This is a genomic window from Campylobacter felis (assembly GCF_030250085.1).
Classification (GTDB): Bacteria; Campylobacterota; Campylobacteria; order Campylobacterales; family Campylobacteraceae; genus Campylobacter_D; species Campylobacter_D upsaliensis.
In genome coordinates, this window is sequence record NZ_JANURX010000020.1 from 1 (window position 1) to 20342 (window position 20342).

At 34.3% G+C, this 20342-nt stretch carries 21 protein-coding genes; 13 read left to right on the plus strand and 8 right to left on the minus strand.

Annotated elements, in window-relative coordinates; all coding sequences use genetic code 11:
* Together NYG92_RS08500 and NYG92_RS08505 are read left to right on the plus strand one after the other, a co-directional pair.
* Positions 1-1030, plus strand: a 1030-nt coding sequence (locus NYG92_RS08500) for an AMP-binding protein (RefSeq protein WP_289234130.1), incomplete at its 5' end; no start/stop codon positions are given.
* Positions 1017-1742, plus strand: coding sequence for a GNAT family N-acetyltransferase (locus NYG92_RS08505; RefSeq protein WP_289234131.1), 726 nt, complete (start codon positions 1017-1019; stop codon positions 1740-1742). The genes NYG92_RS08500 and NYG92_RS08505, both read left to right, overlap by 14 nt.
* 56 nt (positions 1743-1798) lie before the next feature.
* Here the strand turns inward: NYG92_RS08505 and lon are convergent, their stop codons facing one another.
* Positions 1799-4174 (minus strand): endopeptidase La, encoded by a 2376-nt coding sequence (gene lon / locus NYG92_RS08510; RefSeq protein WP_289234139.1) that lies wholly within the window; start codon positions 4172-4174, stop codon positions 1799-1801.
* A 22-nt stretch (positions 4175-4196) separates the two neighbouring features.
* Complete coding sequence (locus NYG92_RS08515; RefSeq protein ID WP_270966727.1) at positions 4197-4844, minus strand: outer membrane protein assembly factor BamD; 648 nt, start codon at positions 4842-4844, stop codon at positions 4197-4199.
* A 139-nt stretch (positions 4845-4983) separates the two neighbouring features.
* Here NYG92_RS08515 and fliW point away from each other — a divergent pair, with 139 nt between their 5' ends.
* From fliW to NYG92_RS08540, 5 genes are read left to right on the plus strand one after another with little or no spacing between them, the layout of a single operon-like run.
* Entirely contained in the window at positions 4984-5373 is a 390-nt protein-coding gene (fliW, locus tag NYG92_RS08520; RefSeq protein ID WP_004276902.1) for a flagellar assembly protein FliW, read from the plus strand.
* Positions 5373-6107, plus strand: a complete 735-nt coding sequence (locus NYG92_RS08525) for a pyrroline-5-carboxylate reductase (protein ID WP_270977891.1) — start codon at positions 5373-5375, stop codon at positions 6105-6107. Before fliW ends, NYG92_RS08525 begins: the two co-directional genes overlap by 1 nt.
* Positions 6104-6418: a type II secretion system protein gene (locus NYG92_RS08530; protein WP_289234132.1), complete on the plus strand. Its 315-nt coding sequence runs from the start codon at positions 6104-6106 to the stop codon at positions 6416-6418. Before NYG92_RS08525 ends, NYG92_RS08530 begins: the two co-directional genes overlap by 4 nt.
* A 1-nt stretch (position 6419) precedes the next feature.
* Entirely contained in the window at positions 6420-7076 is a 657-nt protein-coding gene (locus NYG92_RS08535) for a hypothetical protein (protein WP_289234133.1), read from the plus strand.
* Positions 7073-7525, plus strand: coding sequence for a hypothetical protein (locus tag NYG92_RS08540; RefSeq protein ID WP_115635569.1), 453 nt, complete (start codon positions 7073-7075; stop codon positions 7523-7525). Before NYG92_RS08535 ends, NYG92_RS08540 begins: the two co-directional genes overlap by 4 nt.
* 8 nt (positions 7526-7533) lie before the next feature.
* Here NYG92_RS08540 and rpsR read toward each other — a convergent pair whose 3' ends face one another.
* The 6 genes from rpsR to NYG92_RS08570 form a co-directional block, all read right to left on the minus strand.
* Entirely contained in the window at positions 7534-7794 is a 261-nt protein-coding gene (gene rpsR, locus NYG92_RS08545) for a 30S ribosomal protein S18 (RefSeq protein ID WP_289234134.1), read from the minus strand.
* Positions 7795-7806: 12 nt separating this feature from the next.
* Positions 7807-8304 carry a single-stranded DNA-binding protein gene (locus NYG92_RS08550; protein ID WP_004276907.1) on the minus strand — a complete coding sequence of 166 codons (498 nt, stop codon included), beginning with the start codon at positions 8302-8304 and terminating at the stop codon, positions 7807-7809.
* Between the two features lie 8 nt (positions 8305-8312).
* The gene (rpsF, locus tag NYG92_RS08555; protein WP_004274958.1) at positions 8313-8690 is read right to left on the minus strand and encodes a 30S ribosomal protein S6; all 378 of its coding nucleotides are present in this window, start codon (positions 8688-8690) and stop codon (positions 8313-8315) included.
* Positions 8691-8787: 97 nt separating this feature from the next.
* Positions 8788-9894 (minus strand): RIP metalloprotease RseP, encoded by a 1107-nt coding sequence (gene rseP, locus NYG92_RS08560; protein WP_270977886.1) that lies wholly within the window; start codon positions 9892-9894, stop codon positions 8788-8790.
* Entirely contained in the window at positions 9891-10421 is a 531-nt protein-coding gene (gene pgsA, locus NYG92_RS08565) for a CDP-diacylglycerol--glycerol-3-phosphate 3-phosphatidyltransferase (protein WP_004276910.1), read from the minus strand. The genes rseP and pgsA overlap by 4 nt, the downstream gene beginning before the upstream one ends.
* A gap of 79 nt (positions 10422-10500) precedes the next feature.
* Positions 10501-11583: a CinA family protein gene (locus NYG92_RS08570; protein WP_289234135.1), complete on the minus strand. Its 1083-nt coding sequence runs from the start codon at positions 11581-11583 to the stop codon at positions 10501-10503.
* A gap of 86 nt (positions 11584-11669) precedes the next feature.
* On the opposite strand from NYG92_RS08570, the gene ileS reads away from it, so the two are divergent.
* The 6 genes from ileS to NYG92_RS08600 all read left to right on the plus strand — a co-directional run bounded on the left by ileS (position 11670) and on the right by NYG92_RS08600 (position 20121).
* Positions 11670-14420 carry an isoleucine--tRNA ligase gene (gene ileS, locus NYG92_RS08575; protein ID WP_289234136.1) on the plus strand — a complete coding sequence of 917 codons (2751 nt, stop codon included), beginning with the start codon at positions 11670-11672 and terminating at the stop codon, positions 14418-14420.
* Between the two features lie 96 nt (positions 14421-14516).
* A complete protein-coding gene (gene gatA / locus NYG92_RS08580; RefSeq protein ID WP_289234137.1) occupies positions 14517-15878 on the plus strand; it encodes an Asp-tRNA(Asn)/Glu-tRNA(Gln) amidotransferase subunit GatA in 1362 nt (453 codons plus the stop codon).
* A gap of 3 nt (positions 15879-15881) precedes the next feature.
* The gene (gene guaB / locus NYG92_RS08585; protein ID WP_139018483.1) at positions 15882-17336 is read left to right on the plus strand and encodes an IMP dehydrogenase; all 1455 of its coding nucleotides are present in this window, start codon (positions 15882-15884) and stop codon (positions 17334-17336) included.
* Complete coding sequence (xseB, locus tag NYG92_RS08590; protein ID WP_082199344.1) at positions 17333-17506, plus strand: exodeoxyribonuclease VII small subunit; 174 nt, start codon at positions 17333-17335, stop codon at positions 17504-17506. Before guaB ends, xseB begins: the two co-directional genes overlap by 4 nt.
* Positions 17499-18299: a carbon-nitrogen hydrolase family protein gene (locus tag NYG92_RS08595; protein WP_139454863.1), complete on the plus strand. Its 801-nt coding sequence runs from the start codon at positions 17499-17501 to the stop codon at positions 18297-18299. The genes xseB and NYG92_RS08595 overlap by 8 nt, the downstream gene beginning before the upstream one ends.
* Positions 18280-20121, plus strand: coding sequence for a motility associated factor glycosyltransferase family protein (locus NYG92_RS08600; protein WP_289234138.1), 1842 nt, complete (start codon positions 18280-18282; stop codon positions 20119-20121). The genes NYG92_RS08595 and NYG92_RS08600 overlap by 20 nt, the downstream gene beginning before the upstream one ends.
* Positions 20122-20342 lie beyond the last annotated feature (221 nt).

Consider the following 20342-nt stretch of genomic DNA (forward strand, 5'->3'; position numbering starts at 1 on the left):
TGGTAGCACAGGGCTACCTAAGGGAGTAAGCATAAGTCATAAAAGTGTGATTGATTATGCTTTTTGGGTGAGTGAGGAGTTTGAGTTTGATGAAAATGAAATCATAGCTAACCAAGCGCCGCTTTATGTCGATGCGTCCTTGCCTGATATTGTTGGAAGTATCGTTAGTGGGGGTTCAATGCATCTTATCCCTAATGCCTCTTTTGCTTTTCCTGATGAAATTTTGTCTTATTTGGAAAAAGAAAAAATTACGATGATATTTTGGAAGCCCGTGATTTATAATTATTTCGCCCCCAATAAAGAAAGTTTAAAGCCTTATCCTTTAAAACATTTGAGAAAAATTTTATGCGGAGGGGATTTGCTTAGTGCTAAGACTTTAAATATTTGGCGTTCCCACCTCCCCCACACCCTCTTTGCCAATCTTTATGGACCAACTGAAATCACTGATGTGTGTTGTTTTTATAAGGTAGATAGAGAATTTAAAGATGATGAGCTTTTACCCATAGGAAAAGCTTGTAAAAATACAGAACTTTTAGTCTTTGATGAAAATAAAAATTTGATTAATGAAGCAGGTAAAAAGGGTGAGCTTTTCGTAAGAGGAACTAGCCTTTCTTTAGGTTATTATAATGACACAGAAAAAACAAAAGCAGCCTTTATACAAAATCCTTTGCATAATAATTATTTAGATTTACTTTATAAAACAGGAGATATTGTCGCTTATAATGAATTTGGGGAATTACTTTGTTATGGAAGACTTGATAATCAAATCAAATTTAAAGGACACAGAATTGAGCTTGGTGAGATAGAAGCTGTGTTAAATTCTCACGCAAAGATTAAAAATAGTGCTTGTATCTTTAAAGATGATAAACTCATCGCCTTTTATGAGAGTGATGAGGAGCTTGATTTAAAGGCTTTTTTGAAGGATAGATTGCCAGTTTATATGCTACCAAAGCAAAGCATTAGACTTACAAAACTCCCTTTAAATATCAATAGTAAAGTAGATAGGTTAGCCCTTTATGCGTCTGTTTGAAAAATTTTATTATGAGGGTTTTAAACTTAGTAATAGTTTAGAAAGTTTATCTTTTTTTGAGGATGGATTTAAAGCCCAAAATATAAGAATTGAGCAAAAAGGGGAGAATTTTTTTCTTTATGATAGACATAATTTTTTATATTATTTTGTTAGAGAGCTTAAAGATTTCAGCTTACAAAAAAGTTTTGTAAAAATTTTGAGCCAAAATTCCACTTGGCTTATGCAAAATGAAAATTTTCTTAAACTCAATAATTTTGAAAAACTTATAAAACATAGGCAAATGCAGCTTTTAAGCCCCACATTTGCTCCGCAAAATTATTTTTTCATCGAAGAGGCTAAAAGGGAGGATATGGCAGAATTGAAGGAATTTTTTTCGCAATTTTTTGACACGACTTATCTTTTTTTACTTTCTTTAAAAGAGCTGGAGGATAAATTACATCAATGCCTCATTTACAAAGAAAAGGGTAGAATTTGCGGAGGATTGATTTATTCTAGCGTTTTAAATGGCTTATATATCGACTTCATCGCAGTGCGTAGGAATTTAGCTTACAAAAATGTCGCCTTTGCTTTGTTAAATACTCTCATCAAACGCCATCCAAAAGCACAGCTAAGGCTTTTTGTAGATAGGGTTAATCAAAGGGCTATTCATTTTTACGAAAGAGCGGGTTTTACTTATGCTAAAAATGAATTTAATTTTTATATTAAAAAATGACTTTAAAATTGAGTTAATTAAGATTTGTATTAATAAGGGCTTTTATGCCCTTAATATCACATTAAAGAATATTTTAGCACTTCTTCAAATTCCTTAACGGCGATGATTTGCATATTGTCCCTTACTTCTTGTGGGATATCTTTTAAATCTCTTTCGTAGTTTTTTTCGGGAATGAGTGCTGTTGTCACTTCAGCTTTATAGGCGGCTATAAGCTTTTCTTTTAAGCCACCTATAGGCAAAACTCTTCCATTTAAGTCAAGCTCACCCGTCATCGCTATATCGTTTCGCACTCTTTTTTCGCTAAAAATAGATGCCATAGCCGTAGCCATAGTGATACCCGCACTAGGTCCATCTTTTGGAGTCGCTCCATCTGGGACATGGATGTGGAGATTATATTGCTCGTAAGGATTTGTTTTGGTATCAAGTAGGGCTTTTTTAGGAATTTTAAGTTTTCCTTCATCGATTAGAACTTTAATGACGCTAAAAGCGATTTTAGCTGACTCTTTCATCACATCGCCCAAAGAGCCTGTTAGCATTAACTCGCCTTTCCCTTTAATTTTAATCGCCTCGACTTTTAGCACATCTCCACCCACAGCTGTCCAAGCTAGTCCATTAACCTGTCCTATTTTATCTTCTCTTTCTCTTTTTTGAATTTCATAGACTTTTTTATCTAAGAAATGGTGTAAATTTTTGGCAGTAATGTTAACCCTCTTAGTTTCTTCAAGCAAAATTTGCTTAGCAGTTTTACGGCAAAGCTCGGCAATTTTACGGCGTAAAGTTCTTACACCAGATTCTCTTGTATAATCACTAATGAGCAATTCAATCCCATCCTTACTCACACTCAATTCACTAGCTTTTAAGCCGTGTTTTTTAAGCTCATCTGGGATAAGATAATTTTTTGCAATTTGGAATTTTTCATTTGGAGTATAAGAGCTAAGTTCGATAAATTCCATTCTATCTCTTAATGGTGAGGGAATATTGCTAATATCATTTGCCGTGGCGATAAAAATAGCTTTGCTTAAGTCCAAATTAAAATTAAGATAATAATCCCTAAATTTAGAATTTTGCTCAGGGTCTAAAATTTCTAGTAAAACAGCAGATGGATCGCCTCTAAAGCTGCGGTTAAGCTTGTCTATCTCATCAAGCACGATGACAGGATTTATTTGTCCGGCTTCTATTAAGCCCTGCGTAATGCGTCCGGGCATCGCTCCTATATAAGTGCGGCGGTGTCCGCGAAGCTCATTAACATCTTCAAGTCCTCCTAAAGCTATGCGTATAAGCTCTCTTTTTAAAGCCTTTGCGACAGAATTTGCAAGAGAGGTTTTACCCACGCCAGGAGGTCCGTAAAAGCATAATATAACTTTTGCTCCGTCTCTATCATTTATCCTTCTTTTTTCTAAAAGCTCACGCACAGCAAAATATTCTTCAATGCGTCTTTTAGGTTTTTCTAAGGCGTAATGGTCGCGTTCTAGTTGTTTGATAACCTCTTTAATGCTAAGTTTTTTCTTAGAAATTTTTTCAAAAGGCACATCAAGAGCTGTTTCTATGTAGGTTTGTATCATAGAGGCTTCTGAATTGTCTTGATGAATTCTTTCAAATTTTTCAATTTGTTTTTTGATTTCTTTATAGGCATCTTCGTGCATAAAGGGCTTTTTAAGCTCTAGTTTTTTGTAGTATTCTTGAACTTCATCTTCTTTTTGTGTATCTGAGCCTAGCTCTCTTTGAATTTGTCTTAATTGCTCTTTAAGAAAATATTCCTTATTTGCCTTGTCAATTCTTAAATGTGCTTTATTTTTAATATCTTTTTGCAAGCGATTGGTTTCAATCTCTTCTACTAATAAATCAATAAGTTTGATAAGTTTGATTTCTAAATTCGAAAGGATAAAAAATTCATAAGCGTCTTGCTTTTTCATTTTTATAGTATTTAAGATTAAATCGCAAATCCTTGAAGCATCTAAGCCCTCTTCAATAGTTCTTAATAAATCTGGAGAGAAATAATGGCTAATGCTAGAAAGAATTTTGACCTTTTCTTTGACAACATCTAAAAGGGCTTTCTTTTTTTTGGGTTCTAGTTCTTCTTCGATTATGGGTTCGATTTGAGCCTCTAGTGGTTTGTTGGAAATTCTTTTTATAATTCTCGCTTTAGAATGCCCTTGAAAAAGAATTTTAATGCGTCCATCTGGTAAAGGCACTTTTCTCATTATGCTACCTATAACACCACAATCATAAATTTCATCAAAACTTCGACCATTTTCATATTTTGAGGGAGCAACGAAAATCATATTATCATCTCTAAGAGCTTTGTCTAAGGCACTAGAATTTTTAGAATCGTTAATGAAAATGGGTGTTATCATAAAAGGATATAAAAATAACTCATCTTCGATTAAAATGGGAAAAATTTGTTTAATAGCCACTATGTCTTCTAATTCCATCATTTCTCCTAAATTTCAACTCTTAAAATTTTTCAAATATTGCTCTATACCAAGGAAGCTCAGGCGTTATAATGCTTCTTTTAAAAAATTCTGATTGTTGCAATTTTTCTTGGTAAATTTCATAGCTTTGCTGCCTATTTGTTCTATTATACAAATCTGCTATGGTGCTGTTTAAATAAAACACTGCGATATTAAATTTTGTAAGCATAGTTTGCACTAAAGGCTTGTATTGTGTGTTTGGATATTCTTTTAAAAAATTATCAATTTCTTGCTGACTTTGAAGCATTAGGGCTTGATTACGATTTGGCACGGCAAAGGCTTCAAATTTGGCTTTTATTTTAAGATAGCGTGTATAATCGACATTTTTGGAATTTCCAAATTTTTTATTATATTCATCTAAATAAAATTCGGCTAATTGGTATTCTTCTTCGTCCATATGCGCTTGAGCTAGTATGATGAGTGTAGGCTCTAGTAAAGGGTCTGCGATATGCTCACTTGCCATACCGCTATAATGTGTGTCTGCTTTTTCTAAATCTTTATCTTGCAAATCTTTAATGATTTGCGCATACCATTGCGATGGGCTAAGATTATAAAGCTCATCTTTATTTTTTGTGCTGCAAGCCGTAAAAAAAGTGATAATCAAAGATAAAATTAATAAATTCTTTTTCATCAACAAACCTTACTTAAAATAAAAGCGTAATTTTAATCAAATTTGATTAATAAGCCTTAATTTTGTAAAAAAATAAAAAATTGGAATTATTATTGCTTATTTATGTTAAAATTAAAATTATAAAACTTGAGGAGATAAAATGACTCTAGCTGTTAAATGCCCTATCTTGGGTTTTGAAGAAACTAAGAATATGGAATTTACAACCATAGATGAGATATTTGTCAGGCTTAAAAGCCTTGATGGTAAGGATTTTTCTTTTGTTCTCATCAATCCCTACCTTATACGCCCAGATTATGAATTTGACATACCGACTTATTACCAAGAATTGCTTTCGCTCACACCAGAATCTAAACAGCAGGTTTTTAACATAGTCGCTTTAGCAAAGACTATTGAAGAATCTACCGTAAATTTTCTTGCTCCCGTGGTAATTAATTTGGACAACAATACTATGGCGCAAGTCATTTTAGATACGGTGAATTATCCTGATTTCTTTCAGGCAGAAAAAATTTCTAATTACATTAAAAAATAATGTCCAGCATTTATATCCTTGCAAATGGTGCTATGGCGAGTGCCTTAGCTTATGGTTTAAGAGATTTTTATGAAATTTATATAGTGGGGCGTGAAGCTCAAAAACTTGAATATTTAAAAAAAGAAGGCTTTAAAACTTTACTTTATAACGAATTTGACTTGGAAAATAAAAATGTTATCTTGGCTTTTAAACCTTACGCTTTAAATGAAATGTCTCAAATTTTAAAGGGGGAAGCGAGGATTTTAATTTCCGTTTTGGCAAATACTGGTTTGAAAGATTTAGAGTGTATTAAAGCTCAAAATATTGCGAGGATTATGCCAAATATCGCTGCTAAATATAAAGCCTCTACCACACCTTTTATATTAAAAAACGAGCTTTTTAAAGAAGAAATAGTCCAAATTTTAACAAGTTTTGGTAATGCTTATGAATTGAGTAGCGAAAAACAAATGCCAAGTGCTATGGCTTTAAGTGGCTGTGCGCCCGCTTTTCTTTCTTTGGTGGCTGAAGCTCTTGCAAATGGTGGTGTGTATAGAGGTTTAGATAAGGAGTTAAGTTTAAAGCTTACGCAAGGGCTTTTTGAAAGCTTTTCTACACTTTTAGCTCACGAGCACCCAACTCTCATCAAAGAAAGTGTTTGCTCACCTGCTGGTGTGAGCATAAAAGGCGTGAAGGTGTTGGAAGAAAGGGCTATTAGAGCGGCATTTATGGAAGCTGTTTATATCAGCTCCAAATGAAAAGAGCATTTTCTTTTGTCGAGCTTGTAATTTCTATAATTATCTTGGCTTTTATTTTTAGCTCCATTTCGCTTTTTTATACACAAATGAATAAAAATAATGCAACCTTAAAGTTTTTTGAAAGGCTCTATACCCTTGAAGCTGGGCTTTTGATGCGTTCAGGTGGTAAAGAAATTTTTGTTGTTAATGATGCGTTAAAACCCTTACGACTAAAAGAGACAATTGCAAAAGATGAAATTTTTGAATTAAAAAAAATAGAGCCTTTTGATAAAACTTATACGCAGTATTTTTACAATGAAAAAAGCTTTTAGTTTGCTTGAATTAACAATTGCTTTAGTGATTTTTTCTATTATTTTTATGCTTATAGCAAAGCCTTTGAGGGAATTTTACTTATTGCACTTAAAATCTTTGGAACAAAATGAAGTGATTTTAAAATTAAATCAAACTCTACTCAATTTAGAAAATATCCTTTTAAAATGTGTAAATTTGGAATTTGCAAGTAAAAATTTCTCCTGTTTTTTGAAAGATGATGAAAGTATTTTTGTGCTTGAAAATGGTAAGCTAAAATTAGTCAATTCAATGCTAGTTTTAAAAAATAATATGGGATTTTATTCTCCAAAGAGTGATTTTTCTTATCTTTTACAAAATAAAATAGATCTTTTTAAAGATAGAGGGGGAAGTTTTTATGCTTTAAAAGATGGAAAAGTTGAGCTTTTAAATCCTGAAAATTTACAAAGTGAAGGAATTTTTTATCCTTTGAAAGCCAAAATTGAATTTAAATTTGAAGATAATGCTTTAAAATTCACGCTTAAACCTAAAATATTTAATGAAAATTTGAAGCAGAAGGCTTTATTGCTTGATTTTGTTCGAGATTTTAGCTTGAGAGAGCAAAATGGAGTTTTATGGATTAAAATCTGTGTGCAAAAAACATATTTTTCACATTGTTTAGAAAAAATGGTTTCTTTATGAAAAAAGCTTATGTATTGCTTGGTGTCGTATTTTTAACGCTTTTTGTGGGATTTTTAATGAGTGTGGGATTAAATATTTCAAGTTATATGCCAAGATTTTTAAAAGATAATTATGCTTATACTCAAGCTCAAATTCTAAGGTCAAATGCCAAAGAACTTGCTAAATATGCTCTTTTTCAAGCTAAAAAAGAGGGATTTGAATGCTTGAATTCTATCAGTTTTTCTTATCCTAGCGTTAAAGATAAAATCAAACTTGAATATTTTTATGCCTTTGCTGAGTGCCAAAAGGGTCGTTTGATAAATGTTAATCCAGATGTAAATTTATCTAAAGACGGCGTGATTATCGTCAATATCAGCGTATTTTCAAAGCTAAATGAAGGAGTTAATGAGGAAATTTTGATTAACGAAAAACTAAGGCTAGTCGCAAAAGAAAACTTTTGGATGCCTTAGAGTGGTTTTTATAATCCTTCAAAATGATTATTGATGACATTTTTTCTATCGACTATGTAAGGGATAAGGGCTACATGTCTTGCGCGTTTTATGGCTAATTCTACCATTTCTTGATATTTCTTGCTTGTGCCTGTTAAACGGCGTGGCATAATTTTAAAGCGTTCGGATAAAGCGTGCTTTAGCATTGCTGTGTCTTTGTAGTCGATAAATTCAACCTTAGCCTCTGTATATTTGCAATATTTGCGTGAGTATTTTCTTTTTTCTGCCATAATTTTTCCTTTTTAAAATGGTAAATCGCTGTCATCACTATCATAAGCATCGACATCGATTTCTCTAATTTTTTCTTGATTTTGATTGGAGGTTTTTTGCATAGGCTTTTTGCTATTTTCACTGGTATAAGGATCGTAGCTTTGCGTTTCTGCATAATTGTTAGGGGTGAAATGATTTGCATTATTTTGATTATTACCTAGCATTTCCATATTTTCAACCTGAACGCTATGTTTAGAGCGATTTTGACCATTTTGATCGGTCCATTGATCAAATTTTAAACGCCCTTCAATTAAAAGCTTACTTCCTTTTGAAAGATATTGATTTGCTACCTCTGCTTGTCTGCCAAAAAAGGTAATATCAACAAAACAAGTTTCTTCGCGTTTTTCACCATTGACGCTAAATTTTCTTGTAACGGCGATAGCAGAAGAGCCGATGGCTGTTCCACTTTGCCCATAACGCATTTCTATATCTCTAGTAAGATTTCCAATCAAAACAACTTTATTAAACATCTTTTTACCTATTGAATTTCAGGGGCTTCTATAGGTTTAATCTCTTTTTTTGACTGCTTGATACCTTGAGAAAGTTTTTCCCAAGCGGAAATTTCTTTCTTATTTTCATATTTAACAATCAAAAACCTTATAACTTCTTCGGTAATTCTAAGCACCCTTTCAAGTTCAGCAATTAAGTTTGTAGGAGCTTTGAAATAAATAACGAAATAAGTTCCTCTTTCGTATTTTTTGATTTTATACGCGAGCTTTCTTGTTCCCATAGGCACGACAGTTTGAATTTCTGCACCATTTTTACTAAGAATTTCTTTGACGAATTCCAACTTCGCGCTAACTTCTTCTTCGGTCAGCGTAGGCTTTAAAATAAATAAAACCTCATAATGTTTCATTTTTTCTCCTTGTGGATATTAAGCCCATTTTCACGGGCAAGGATTGCAAGAGCGAATTATAGCTAAATATACTTAAGCTATATTAAATCTTTAAAAATTAATTTTGCATTAATCTTATAATGTCGTTAAAGGTCGCAAAAAGCATCAAGCTTAAAAGCAAAGCCATACCACTATAACTTAGATATTCAAAGGCTTTTTGTGGGACTTCTTTTTTAAAAATTAAACTATAAAGATTAAACAAAATATGTCCGCCATCAAGCATAGGTATAGGTAAAAGATTTAAAATTCCAAGGTTGATAGAAATTAAAGCTGTGATAAATAAAAGCCACGAAAGGCTTATTTCAGCAGCTTTTGAAGTGATATCAACCATAGTGATAATCCCGCCCAAATTTTTTGCCTCTATATCACCGGCAATGAGTTTAAAAAGCCCTTTTATAATAAGAGTAGAAGCTTTTATGCTTTCATCTAAGGCATAACTTAAACTTTGTAAGCCTGTGTAGCTAACGCTTATTTTTTCATTACTTGGAGCTATTCCAAGTTGTAGTTTTGGCACGATTTGTCCAAATTCATTATAGCCTTGTCCAGTTTTTGGTGTGATAAGAAAATTTAAGCTTTTTTCTTCTCTTTGAATTTCGATTATTAAGGCGTTTGGAGTGAGTAGGGCAGGGATTTCATCAAAGCTTTGAATTTTGACACCATTGATACTTTTAATGGTGTCTCCTTCTAAAAGTCCTATCTCTTGTGCGGCTGAATTTGGAGCGATGAAGCCTATTTTAGCGGAGGCTTTTTCTAAGCCCAAATTTGCTATGGCGATGTAAAGCAAAAAGGCTAAGAAGAGGTTGAAAAATGGTCCTGCAAAAAGGATATAAATTTTTTGCCACGCGTGCAAGGAGCCATAGCTATCTTTGTCATAATTTCTTAAAGCAGGATTTAAATCATCTTGCCCCTTAAGCTTGACATAGCCTCCAAGTGGCAGGGCGCTTAAGCGGTATTTTGTATTTTTAAATTCTTTTTCAAAAAGAGCTTTACCAAAACCTATGCTAAAAATTTCCACTCTTACGCCTAAAGATTTTGCAGCTAAGAAATGCCCTAATTCGTGGAAAAATATCAAAAAAGAAATGACAAAAATGGTCGCTAAAAACTGCACGGAGTAAAATTTCAAGCCTAAAATTAAGATAATTAAAAGAAAAAGAAGACTTTTCATCGCTTTTTCCTATGTTTGATATAGTGATAAACATATTCAAAGCCCGAGTAAAGCGTAAGTGCAAGAGCAATGTAGAGTAAAATATCACCAAAAATCCAATCAAGCATTAAAAAAATAATGGCAGTCATTTGAAAGCCAGTTTTAAGCTTACCAGCAAATGAGGCGCTAACATCTAAATTTTCACTTACCATAACGACTCTAAAACCTGTAATAAAAAATTCACGCACTAAGATAAGGTAAATTACCCATTCATTTGCCCTATCTAAAAGCAAAAGCCCTAAAAAAGCGGCTAAGATGAGCATTTTATCTGCTAAAGGGTCTAAAATAGCACCCAATTTTGTTGTTTGTCCCCATTTTCTTGCTATAAATCCGTCAAAAAAATCACTCAAAGCCGCTAAAGAAAAAAGTAAGGTGGCAAAATAATTAATCCAGCTTTGATGCACATTTTCAAAGGGAAAGGTAAGGACAAAAAATAAAAGCGGTGCTAAAATCATTCTTAAAATAGCTAAAAGATTCGGTAAATTCATTTTTGACCTTGTTGAAAATGAGAAATTTTGCAAAAAATATTATAGAAATTTAATAAATCATCGTTAAATTTGATTAAAATTAAACGAAAATTTCGGGCTTAAGCTTCATCATAAGGCAAAAGGCGGCTAAAACGGCTTGTTTTTGTATGAAAATTCTATCTCCTTTTAGTTGCAAAAGTTCTTGGATATAAGTGCCGTCTTTAAACATCGCTCCTATATAAATATTACCCGCTTTTATGTCCTTATCTTCACCCTCAGCCACTCCGCTTAAAGCTAGGGCAAAATCGGGCTTTGCTGTTTTAAAAATCCCCTTAAGCATAAAATAAATGCAACGCTCACTATACTCTCCACCATTTTCTAAAATGCTCTCACTAATGCCTAACCATTCGTGTTTTAAGCGATTTGAATAGCTCACAATAGAACCTTCAAAAATCGCACTTATGCCTGAAATTTTACTAAGCTCACTCGCACAAAGTCCCCCTGTGCAGCTTTCTGCAAAAGAAATTTTAAGCCCTCTTTGCATTAATTTAGAAACGATAAAACGCAAAGGATCTTTACCTAAGAAGAATTTTTGAGCAAATAAATTTGAAACACTTTGCAAAAAGCCATCAAGTGTGCCACTGTGAGAATCGCTAATTTTTAGTAGGGTTAAATTATCTAAAATTTTGCTTGATTTGAGGTTGATTTTATAGCTTTTTGTTAAAGTTTCTAGTAAAAGTAAAGCGCTTTCTTCATCGATTCCAAAAAGGCAAAAATATTCATAGCCTAGGTCAATTTCTCCTAAAAGTTTTGGCATAGTTTCCTGAGTGTCAATTTTTAAAAGATTGACTTTGGAGGTTTCAAATTCGCAAGCAAAGCTATTGTGAGTATAAAGAGCTTTATCTGGCACAAGATTTTGTTCTTTTAAGATAAGATTATCATCACTTAATGTGGCTAAAATTTTCGCTACTATGGCATAATTTTGTGTGCTAGCAAAAATGGTTATAAAGTCATAATCTTGCATTAATTTTTCTAGTAAAAAAGGCAATTCTTTATCGCTTTTTGCTTGGATACGAATTTCATTAATTTCTTTAAATTTTTCTTCATAAGTTCTAAAAATATAATCTTTATAAGTAGGATGTAGGATAAGCTCATCTCCTAAAATAAAAAGCAAATGTTTCATAAAAATTCCCTTTTTCTTAGAATTATAACCAAATTTAAACTTAAATGCAGTAAAATTTGAAATTTAAAAAAAACTTAGGTGCGATTATGGATTATAAAGAAACTTTACTTTTGCCTAATACAAGCTTTGCGATGAGGGCAAATTTGGCAGAATTTGAAAAAGAGCGTTTTAAAAAATGGTTTCATCAAAATTATGCTTATGAAAAAATGCGTTCAAAGCGTCAAAATGCAGCTAAAAGCTTTACCTTACACGATGGTCCCCCTTATGCAAACGGACATATTCACATAGGACACGCTTTAAATAAAATTTTAAAAGAAACAATTATCAAACTTCATTATTTTAAGGGCGAAAGGGTGCGTTTTACGCCAGGATGGGACTGCCACGGCTTACCGATAGAACAGCAAGTTGAAATCAAGCTTGGTGAAAAAAAGAAAAATTTAAGTAAAAAAGAAATTCGTCATTTTTGTAGAGAGCACGCAAAAGAATTTGTGGATATTCAAAAAGAGGAATTTAAAAGTCTTGGTGTGATAGCGGACTGGGAAAAGCCCTATTTAACTATGGATTATGCTTTTGAAGCGGAAATTTACCGCACTCTTTGTGGGGTGGCTAAAAAGGGACTTTTGGTGGAACGCTCCAAGCCTGTATTTTGGAGCTGGGCGGCAAGGTCAGCTTTAGCGGAAGCGGAAGTAGAATATCAAGATAAGGAAGATTATTCTACCTTTGTGGCTTTTGATTTGGGCGAGGAGGCTTTAAAAAGACTGGGGGTGCAAAAGGCTAGGGCGGTTATTTGGACAACGACACCTTGGACTTTAGTGGCAAATCAAGCCATAGCCTTAAATCCTAATGAGCTTTATGTTTTGACAAAAGAAGGGCTTATTTTTGCAAAAGCCTTGCTTAAAAATATGACGGAGCTTCATTTCACTAAGGGCGAAATTGATAAAGAATTTGAGGCTAGAATTTTAGAAAAAAGCACAGCGATTAACCCTCTTAATCGTAGAAATTCCTTATTTATCTTAGGTGAGCATGTCTTAATGGATGGAGGTACAGGGCTTGTGCATACGGCACCAGGACACGGCGAAGATGATTATTATGTGTGTTTAAAATATAATATTGAAGTGTTGATGCCTGTTGATGAGGCGGGTTTGTATGATGAGACTTTAAGGACTAAGAAACTTTTACCAGAAGAGCTTTTGAGTGAATTTATAGGGCTTCATATCTTTAAAGCAAATGAAAGAATTTTAGATCTTTTGGGAGATAATCTTATCCACGCTTCAAAATTTACGCACTCTTATCCTTTTTGCTGGAGGACGCATAAGCCTGTGATTTACCGTGCGACCAAACAATGGTTCATCGCTATGGACGAATTAAGGCTTGAGGGCAAAAGCTTAAGAACTAAAGCAAAAGAAGAGCTTTTAAAAACGCGGTTTTACCCTGAAAATGGCGTAAAAAGAATAGGTTCTATGGTGGAAAATCGCCCCGATTGGTGCATTTCAAGACAAAGAGACTGGGGAACGCCGATAGCTTTTTTTAGGGATAAGATGAGCGAGGAAGTGATTTTTGATGATGAAATTTTGGAATTTATTGCAAAGATTTTTGAAAAAAGGGGTGCTGATGTTTGGTGGGAGCTTGACATTAGTGAGCTTTTACCTCCTAATTCTAAATACAAGCCTCAAAATTTAGAAAAAGTTTATGATATTTTAGATGTATGGTTTGATAGCGGTAGCACTTGGAAGGCTGTATTGGACGGCACTCAATTTGACGCAGGCGAAAAAGTGGCAAATATGTATTTAGAGGGGAGCGACCAGCATAGAGGGTGGTTTCAAAGCTCTTTGCTTTTAAGTGTGGCTTTAAGAGGGTGTGCTTCTTATAAAAATGTTCTTACGCACGGATTTACCATAGATGAAAAAGGGCAGAAAATGAGTAAGTCCAAAGGTAATACCATAGCACCTGATTATGTCGCTAAAACTTATGGGGTGGAGATTTTAAGATTATGGGTATTTTTAAGCGATTATTCTACAGATTTAAAAATCTCTGAAAATATTCTTAAGCAAGTCAGTGAACAATACCGAAAAATTCGCAATACTATAAGATTTTTACTTGCTAACACTAATGATTTGGATAATATGCAAGATGCTGATTTCTCCTTTATTGATAAGTGGATTTTAACAAGGGCTAGTCGTGTTTTTAAAACGAGCGAAGAGGCGTTTTTAAATTATGAATTTGCTAAGGGCTTTAACGCTTTGCTTAATTTTTTAATCGCAGATTTAAGCGGAATTTATTTAGATATTAGCAAAGATAGGCTTTATTGTGAGGCTAAAACAAGTCTTAAGCGTAAAAGTTCTCAAATTACTATGGCTTTGATAGCCAAAAAGCTTTTAAACCTTCTAGCGCCTTTTTTAACTTATAGTGTTGATGAGGCGTTAGAGCACGCCAATGTTTGCATTAAAAATGATGCTTTAGATGTTTTTGATTTGAATTTTAATGAAAAATTTGATTTTGAATTTGAAGTGGAAGATGAATTTTTGCTTAAAGTTAGAGAAGGCTTTTTTGAAAATATCGACAAGCTTAAAAAAGATAAGTTGATAAAATCGACCCTTGAATTAATTTTACAAACAAATTCAAACCAGATCAATTCCCTACCAAATAACGAGATGAAAGACTGGTTTATGGTAAGTGGGCTTGAAAATTTAGACCATAGTGAAAAACTTTGTGAATTCAAAGTGGAAAATGAAAGTTTTGCTATTGTAAAAGCAAGGCTTAACAAATGCGAAAGATGTTGGAAATTTGAAGCGGTTGAGGACATTTGCCCTCGTTGTGCTGGAGTTTTAAATGTTTGAAAATCCTGTGCCAAATGAATTGTTAATTAGCACCATAGTCGCCGTGCTTTTATTGAGTGCTTTGGCTGTGGTTTTGATTAAGAAAAAAGGATAAAAATGATCACTTTAAAAGAAGCGTTAAAATACTCTAAAAATGAGCTTGAGGCTTTAAAAAAAGAGTTAAACGATAGAGCAAAAAAGCAAAAGCAAATCGGTGCTTATGTGGAGCAATTTTTAGATTGCGATTTAAATAGCTCAGGGCAGGGCATACCTGTGGCTATTAAAGATAATATCAGCGTTAAAGACTGGGAGCTAACTTGCGGAAGTAAGATTTTGCAAGGATATGTTGCTCCTTATGATGCGAGCGCGATTGTGAATTTAAAAAAGAATGGCTTTAGTCCTTTTGGACGCGTAAATATGGACGAATTTGCTATGGGAAGCTCTACCGCAACTTCTTTTTATGGGAAGACCTTAAACCCTCTTGATTTTTCACGCGTTCCGGGTGGCTCAAGCGGTGGCTCGGCTGCGGCAGTTGCGGCAAATTTGGCTTTGGCAAGTTTGGGAAGTGATACGGGTGGCTCGGTAAGACAGCCTGCGGCTTTTTGTGGATGTGTGGGCTTTAAGCCAAGTTATGGCAGAGTGAGTCGTTATGGACTTGCTTCTTACTCTTCAAGTTTAGACCAAATAGGCGTTTTAACGCAAAATGTCGAGGACGCAGCTTTACTTTATGATGCGATTGCGGGATATGATGAAAAAGATAGCACAAGTGCAAATGTGAAATTTGAACCTACAAGCGCAAATTTAAACGCAAATACCAAGCTCAAAATCGCTGTGATAGAAAATTATGTCAATGCTGCGAGTGAAGAAGTAAAAAATGCCCTTTTAAAAAGCGTAGAGGCTTTAAAAGCACACGGACACGAGATAGTTTATAAAACCTTGCAAGATTATGAATTTGACATTGCGGCGTATTATATCATCGCTACAGCAGAGGCAAGTGCGAATTTGAGCCGCTATGATGGGGTGCGTTATGGAAGACGCAGTGAGCATTGTGAAAATTTGAAAGATTTGTATGTCAATAGTAGAAGCGAGGGCTTTGGTGAGGAAGTCAAGCGTAGAATTTTACTTGGGACTTTTGTTTTAAGTAGTGGATATTATGATGCTTATTATATTAAAGCGCAAAAGGCTAGGGATTTTATTAAAGCCAAATATGAAGAAATTTTGCAAGATTGTCATTTGATTTTTATGCCGGTAACTCCAACAACAGCTTTTGTATTTGATATGCAAAAAAGCCCTATGCAAAGCTATTTAGAGGATATTTATACCATATCTGTGAATTTGGCAGGGCTTGGGGGTATTAGTGTGCCTGTGGGTAAAGATAAAGATGGGTTAAATATTTCCGCACAGCTTATTTGTAGAGCATATGATGAGCAAACTTTATTAAATGGAGCTTTGAGTTTAGAAAAAATCATAAAGGAGTAAAGTATGAAGATAGTGGGACGCGCTTTGACTTTTGAGGATGTTTTATTAAGACCTTGTTATTCTGAAATTTTACCTAAGGAAGTGCAAATTCACACTAAGCTAACGAGAAATATTGGCTTAAATATGCCTTTAATTTCGGCAGCTATGGATACCGTTACAGAGCATAGAGCCGCCATTATGATGGCTAGACTTGGGGGGCTTGGGATTATCCATAAAAATATGGACATAAAAGCTCAAGTGAGAGAAGTTAAAAGAGTGAAAAAAAGTGAAAGTGGTGTCATTATTGACCCTATATTTATTGCACCAAATGCAAGTATTTATGAGGCTTTAGAATTAATGGCAGAATATAGAATTTCTGGTGTTCCTGTGGTAGATGAAGAGAGGAAATTGCTGGGGATTTTAACAAATCGCGATTTAAGATTTGAGAATAATTTTAGCAATAAAGTCGAAAATGTAATGACAAAAGCCCCTCTCATTACCGCTCCAAAGGGCTGCACTTTAGATGATGCGGAGAAAATTTTTAGTACTAATAAAGTCGAAAAACTTCCTATAGTCGATGATAATAATCATCTTGTAGGACTTATCACTATAAAAGATTTAAAAAAGCGTAAAGAATACCCTGACGCAAATAAAGATAGCTTTGGACGCTTAAGAGTGGGCGCAGCCATAGGGGTGAATCAAATGGATAGGGTGGATGCTTTGGTTGAAGCAGATGTTGATGTTGTCGTGCTTGACTCGGCACACGGACACTCAAAAGGCATTATAGAAAGCGTAAAAGCCATTAAAGCAAAATATCCTAAACTTGAAATTATCGCGGGAAATGTCGCCACAGCGGGAGCTACAAAAGCGTTGTGTGAGGCTGGAGCCGACGCCGTAAAGGTAGGGATAGGACCTGGGAGTATTTGCACTACACGCATTGTTTCAGGGGTGGGAGTGCCGCAAATTTCGGCGATTGATGAATGTGCTTTGGAGGCGGATAAATTTGGCGTTCCTGTGATAGCTGATGGGGGGATTAAGTATTCTGGTGATATAGCAAAAGCTCTTGCCGCAGGGGCTAGTTCTGTGATGATAGGCTCACTTCTTGCAGGAACTGATGAAAGCCCGGGGGAGCTTTTTACCTATCAAGGAAGACAATATAAAGCCTACCGCGGTATGGGTTCTTTGGGTGCTATGCAAAAAGGAAGCTCGGATAGATATTTTCAGCAAGGAACAGCACAGGATAAACTCGTGCCTGAAGGGATTGAAGGGCGTGTGCCTTATGTGGGAAGCATTAAAAGCGTGATTCATCAGCTTTTAGGTGGGCTTCGTTCTTCTATGGGTTATGTTGGCGCTAAGGATATTTTAGATTTTAGAGCTAGGGCTGAATTTGTAGAGATTACAAGTGCGGGACTTAAGGAAAGCCATGTGCATGATGTAACGATTACGCACGAAGCACCAAATTATAAGGTAAATTCGTGAGTTTTGAAGAAAATTTAAAAAAGGCTAACGAAGCCTTAACAAGACTTAATGAAGAAGAATTAAGCCTTGAAGAAAGTGTGAAAATTTATAAATTAGGGCTTGAAAATATAGAAAAAGCAAGGTTTGAGCTTGAAAAAGCAAAATTAGAAGTGGAGAAAATCGATGAGTAAAATTGCCGCTTTGCAGTTTCCTACGCTTTCTTTAAGCGAATCAAGGCTTGATTATTATCTCAAAGCTGCAAAGGAAAGTGGAGCAAATTTGGTTGTTTTGGGTGAATATGTGCTAAATAGCTTTTTTACAGAGCTTTTAACTATGCCTAAATCGATGATTAAAGAGCAAAGTGAAGCGAAAAAAAAGAGCCTCGAAAATTTAGCTAAAAAGCACGAGCTTGAAATCATTGCTCCTTTTGTAAGTGTCGAAACAAAGGGTTTTAGGAAAGTTTGCCTTAAGGTTTCTCCTAGTATCGTTAAAACTTACGAACAGCAAATTTTAATGCCTTACGCCCATTGGAATGAGGCGAAATTTTTTATCAATAAAACCGATAAAATCAAGCTTTTTAGCTTCACTTACGAGAGGTTAAAATGCGCCTTACTTTTTGGCTTTGAAACGCATTTTGATATATTTTGGCAAGAAATTCGGGTAAAAAAGATTGATTTGGTTATCGTGCCTAGCGCTTGCACTTTTGGGAGTCAAAAAAGATGGGAGGAGCTTTTAAAAACAAGAGCGTTTTTAAATCAAGTTAGCATTTTAAGAGTCAATCGCATAGGAAGCTCCAAGCATAATGAAGAGTGGAAATTTTACGGCGATAGTTTTTTCATCGATGCGTTTGGAGAGATGAAAGATAGGCTAGGTGAGGAAGAAGAAATGCTTATCGCTCAACCACAAAGTGCCAATGAAGCAAGGAAAATTTGGACTTTTGATAAGATTATTAAAGATTATGAAAATGAACGAAATTTTAAGTAAAAATTTAAATGCTTTAAGAAATGATAAGCTTAAAACTAAGCTTTTAGCCTTTATTAATGGGGGGGGGGGGGGTGAGTTTAGGCGTTTTAGCATAGATGAGAATTTAAATATTTTTGATAAACAAAATCAAGTTTTTATGTATGAGGATATGAATGCCGAGCTCGATTTTGTGGAAAATGCCATACTCCAGCAGACACGCCGCTACCCTTTTATTTTCATCTATGGTATAGGAAATGCTCTGCTTTTAAAAAGGCTTTGTAAGGCACATTACCAGCACATTTTCGTGCTTGAGGGGAATTTGGAGCTTTTGATTTTAGCTTTAAGTAGGGTGGATTTAGGCGGGGAGCTAGATTTAGGCGGGATACATTTGCTAGATAGTGAAGATGAATTTGGCGAATTTGAGCTTTCTTTTTACTTTAATAATCCTCTCATTTTAGAGCTTCATTCCCTTTATGGACTTTTTATACAAAATCATTTTTATGAGAAATTTTTTCATCAGCAGATGCTAGATGCTGATATGCTTTGTCGCAAGGTGTTTAATAATCTTTTAAATTCTAAAGGCGTAATGATACCTGAAGCTATTTTTAAAACTTATGAGAATTTTTTACTCAATGCTAAAACTATGCTTCATTCTGTGCCTTTTCAAAGGCTTCTTTCACAGAGGAAAAAAAGCTTTAAAAGTGCTGTTGTGGTATCTGCTGGACCATCACTGAGTGGGAATTTAGCTTTGCTTAAAAAATATGAAGAAAATTTTGTGATTTTTTGTGTTGATGGGGCTTATTCTGTGCTTTGTCAAAATGGCATTACGCCTGATTATGTGATAAATAATGACTATCACAATAATGCCCTGAAATTTTTTAATGCAAGTGGTAAAGATGAGACGATATTTTTATGCTCTTCTCTTTCGGCTTTTGAAGTCGTGGAGCATCTAGAAAATAGGAATTTATGTATCATACTTGACCCTGAAGACCCTAATGTAAAATTAAATTTCTTAGATGATTTTGGCTATGTAAATCCGGGACTTTTTGTTTCTTATTTTGCGTATTGCATTGCGGTGACACTTGGTTTTGAAAATATTATTATGTTAGGGCAGGATTTTGCTCTTTCAAAAGAGGGAAATTCGCACGCCGATGGCTTTAGCCTCGGCGTGCGAGTGGAGACAAATTGGTATAATGATTATTTTGAAGTAGAGGGTTTTGGCGGTGGACATAAGGTTATAACGCATCCGGTGTGGAATATTTATCGTATTTATTTGGAAGGCTTTATAGCAAATCACTCCCACTTGACGACTTTTTATAATGTCTCACAAACAGGCGCTAGGATACATAACGCCATAGAAACAAGCTTTGAGGAATGTTGCGTAAAATTCGCTACCGAGTTAAAATCTCATCTTGAACTTCCAAAATCTTTAACGCTGAATAAAAGTCAAAAAATTTTAGATAAATTTGTCGTTTTTGTGAAAGAAAACATAAAGGCTTGTGAGGACATAGATATGGAGGCTTTAACCCTACAAAATGCTCTTACAACTATTTTAAATTCCAACAAAGATTTGCCTTTAGAATTTTTGCAAAAGGTGGATTTAAATATAAGAAATTTCAATACCTTACTTGTTAATAATAAATTCCTTCAAGATGGGAAATTAGCACATTGCGTGATTAAAAGAGGGGACTTAATCGCTGAAGTTTATAAAAAAAATATTATTGATGAAAAAGAATTTATGCTTCATATCATCAATGCTTTTGAAAAGTGGTTAGAATTTTTTAGGGCGAATTTAAAGATTAAAAAATCTCTACTAGAAAAATTTTTAAATCAAAAAGAGTAAATTTTTATTTTTAATCCCACTTTAAGCTTTCCTCGCTACAATTTCATTTCTTTTTTGTTTTTACCCTTAGCTTCTTAGCCATAGTAAAAACCTAAAAAAAGTCTTGTTCTTTAACACCAACATTGTTATTTAAATCTTATAGTCAATCTTTGAAATCTAAATAAGTGACGATTGAGCCAACTTTACTATATATTAGTAAAGCTAAACAAATAAAAGTTTTA

Excerpts from the sequence above, each read along its gene's own strand:
- NYG92_RS08505 (WP_289234131.1), top strand. The coding sequence starts at position 1,017 with ATGCGTCTGTTTGAAAAATTTTATTATGAGGGTTTTAAACTTAGTAAT.
- lon (WP_289234139.1), bottom strand. The coding sequence starts at position 4,174 with ATGGAATTAGAAGACATAGTGGCTATTAAACAAATTTTTCCCATTTTA.
- NYG92_RS08515 (WP_270966727.1), bottom strand. The coding sequence starts at position 4,844 with ATGAAAAAGAATTTATTAATTTTATCTTTGATTATCACTTTTTTTACG.
- fliW (WP_004276902.1), top strand. The coding sequence starts at position 4,984 with ATGACTCTAGCTGTTAAATGCCCTATCTTGGGTTTTGAAGAAACTAAG.
- NYG92_RS08525 (WP_270977891.1), top strand. The coding sequence starts at position 5,373 with ATGTCCAGCATTTATATCCTTGCAAATGGTGCTATGGCGAGTGCCTTA.
- NYG92_RS08530 (WP_289234132.1), top strand. The coding sequence starts at position 6,104 with ATGAAAAGAGCATTTTCTTTTGTCGAGCTTGTAATTTCTATAATTATC.
- NYG92_RS08540 (WP_115635569.1), top strand. The coding sequence starts at position 7,073 with ATGAAAAAAGCTTATGTATTGCTTGGTGTCGTATTTTTAACGCTTTTT.
- rpsR (WP_289234134.1), bottom strand. The coding sequence starts at position 7,794 with ATGGCAGAAAAAAGAAAATACTCACGCAAATATTGCAAATATACAGAG.
- NYG92_RS08550 (WP_004276907.1), bottom strand. The coding sequence starts at position 8,304 with ATGTTTAATAAAGTTGTTTTGATTGGAAATCTTACTAGAGATATAGAA.
- rpsF (WP_004274958.1), bottom strand. The coding sequence starts at position 8,690 with ATGAAACATTATGAGGTTTTATTTATTTTAAAGCCTACGCTGACCGAA.
- rseP (WP_270977886.1), bottom strand. The coding sequence starts at position 9,894 with ATGAAAAGTCTTCTTTTTCTTTTAATTATCTTAATTTTAGGCTTGAAA.
- pgsA (WP_004276910.1), bottom strand. The coding sequence starts at position 10,421 with ATGAATTTACCGAATCTTTTAGCTATTTTAAGAATGATTTTAGCACCG.
- NYG92_RS08570 (WP_289234135.1), bottom strand. The coding sequence starts at position 11,583 with ATGAAACATTTGCTTTTTATTTTAGGAGATGAGCTTATCCTACATCCT.
- ileS (WP_289234136.1), top strand. The coding sequence starts at position 11,670 with ATGGATTATAAAGAAACTTTACTTTTGCCTAATACAAGCTTTGCGATG.
- gatA (WP_289234137.1), top strand. The coding sequence starts at position 14,517 with ATGATCACTTTAAAAGAAGCGTTAAAATACTCTAAAAATGAGCTTGAG.
- guaB (WP_139018483.1), top strand. The coding sequence starts at position 15,882 with ATGAAGATAGTGGGACGCGCTTTGACTTTTGAGGATGTTTTATTAAGA.
- NYG92_RS08595 (WP_139454863.1), top strand. The coding sequence starts at position 17,499 with ATGAGTAAAATTGCCGCTTTGCAGTTTCCTACGCTTTCTTTAAGCGAA.
- NYG92_RS08600 (WP_289234138.1), top strand. The coding sequence starts at position 18,280 with ATGAACGAAATTTTAAGTAAAAATTTAAATGCTTTAAGAAATGATAAG.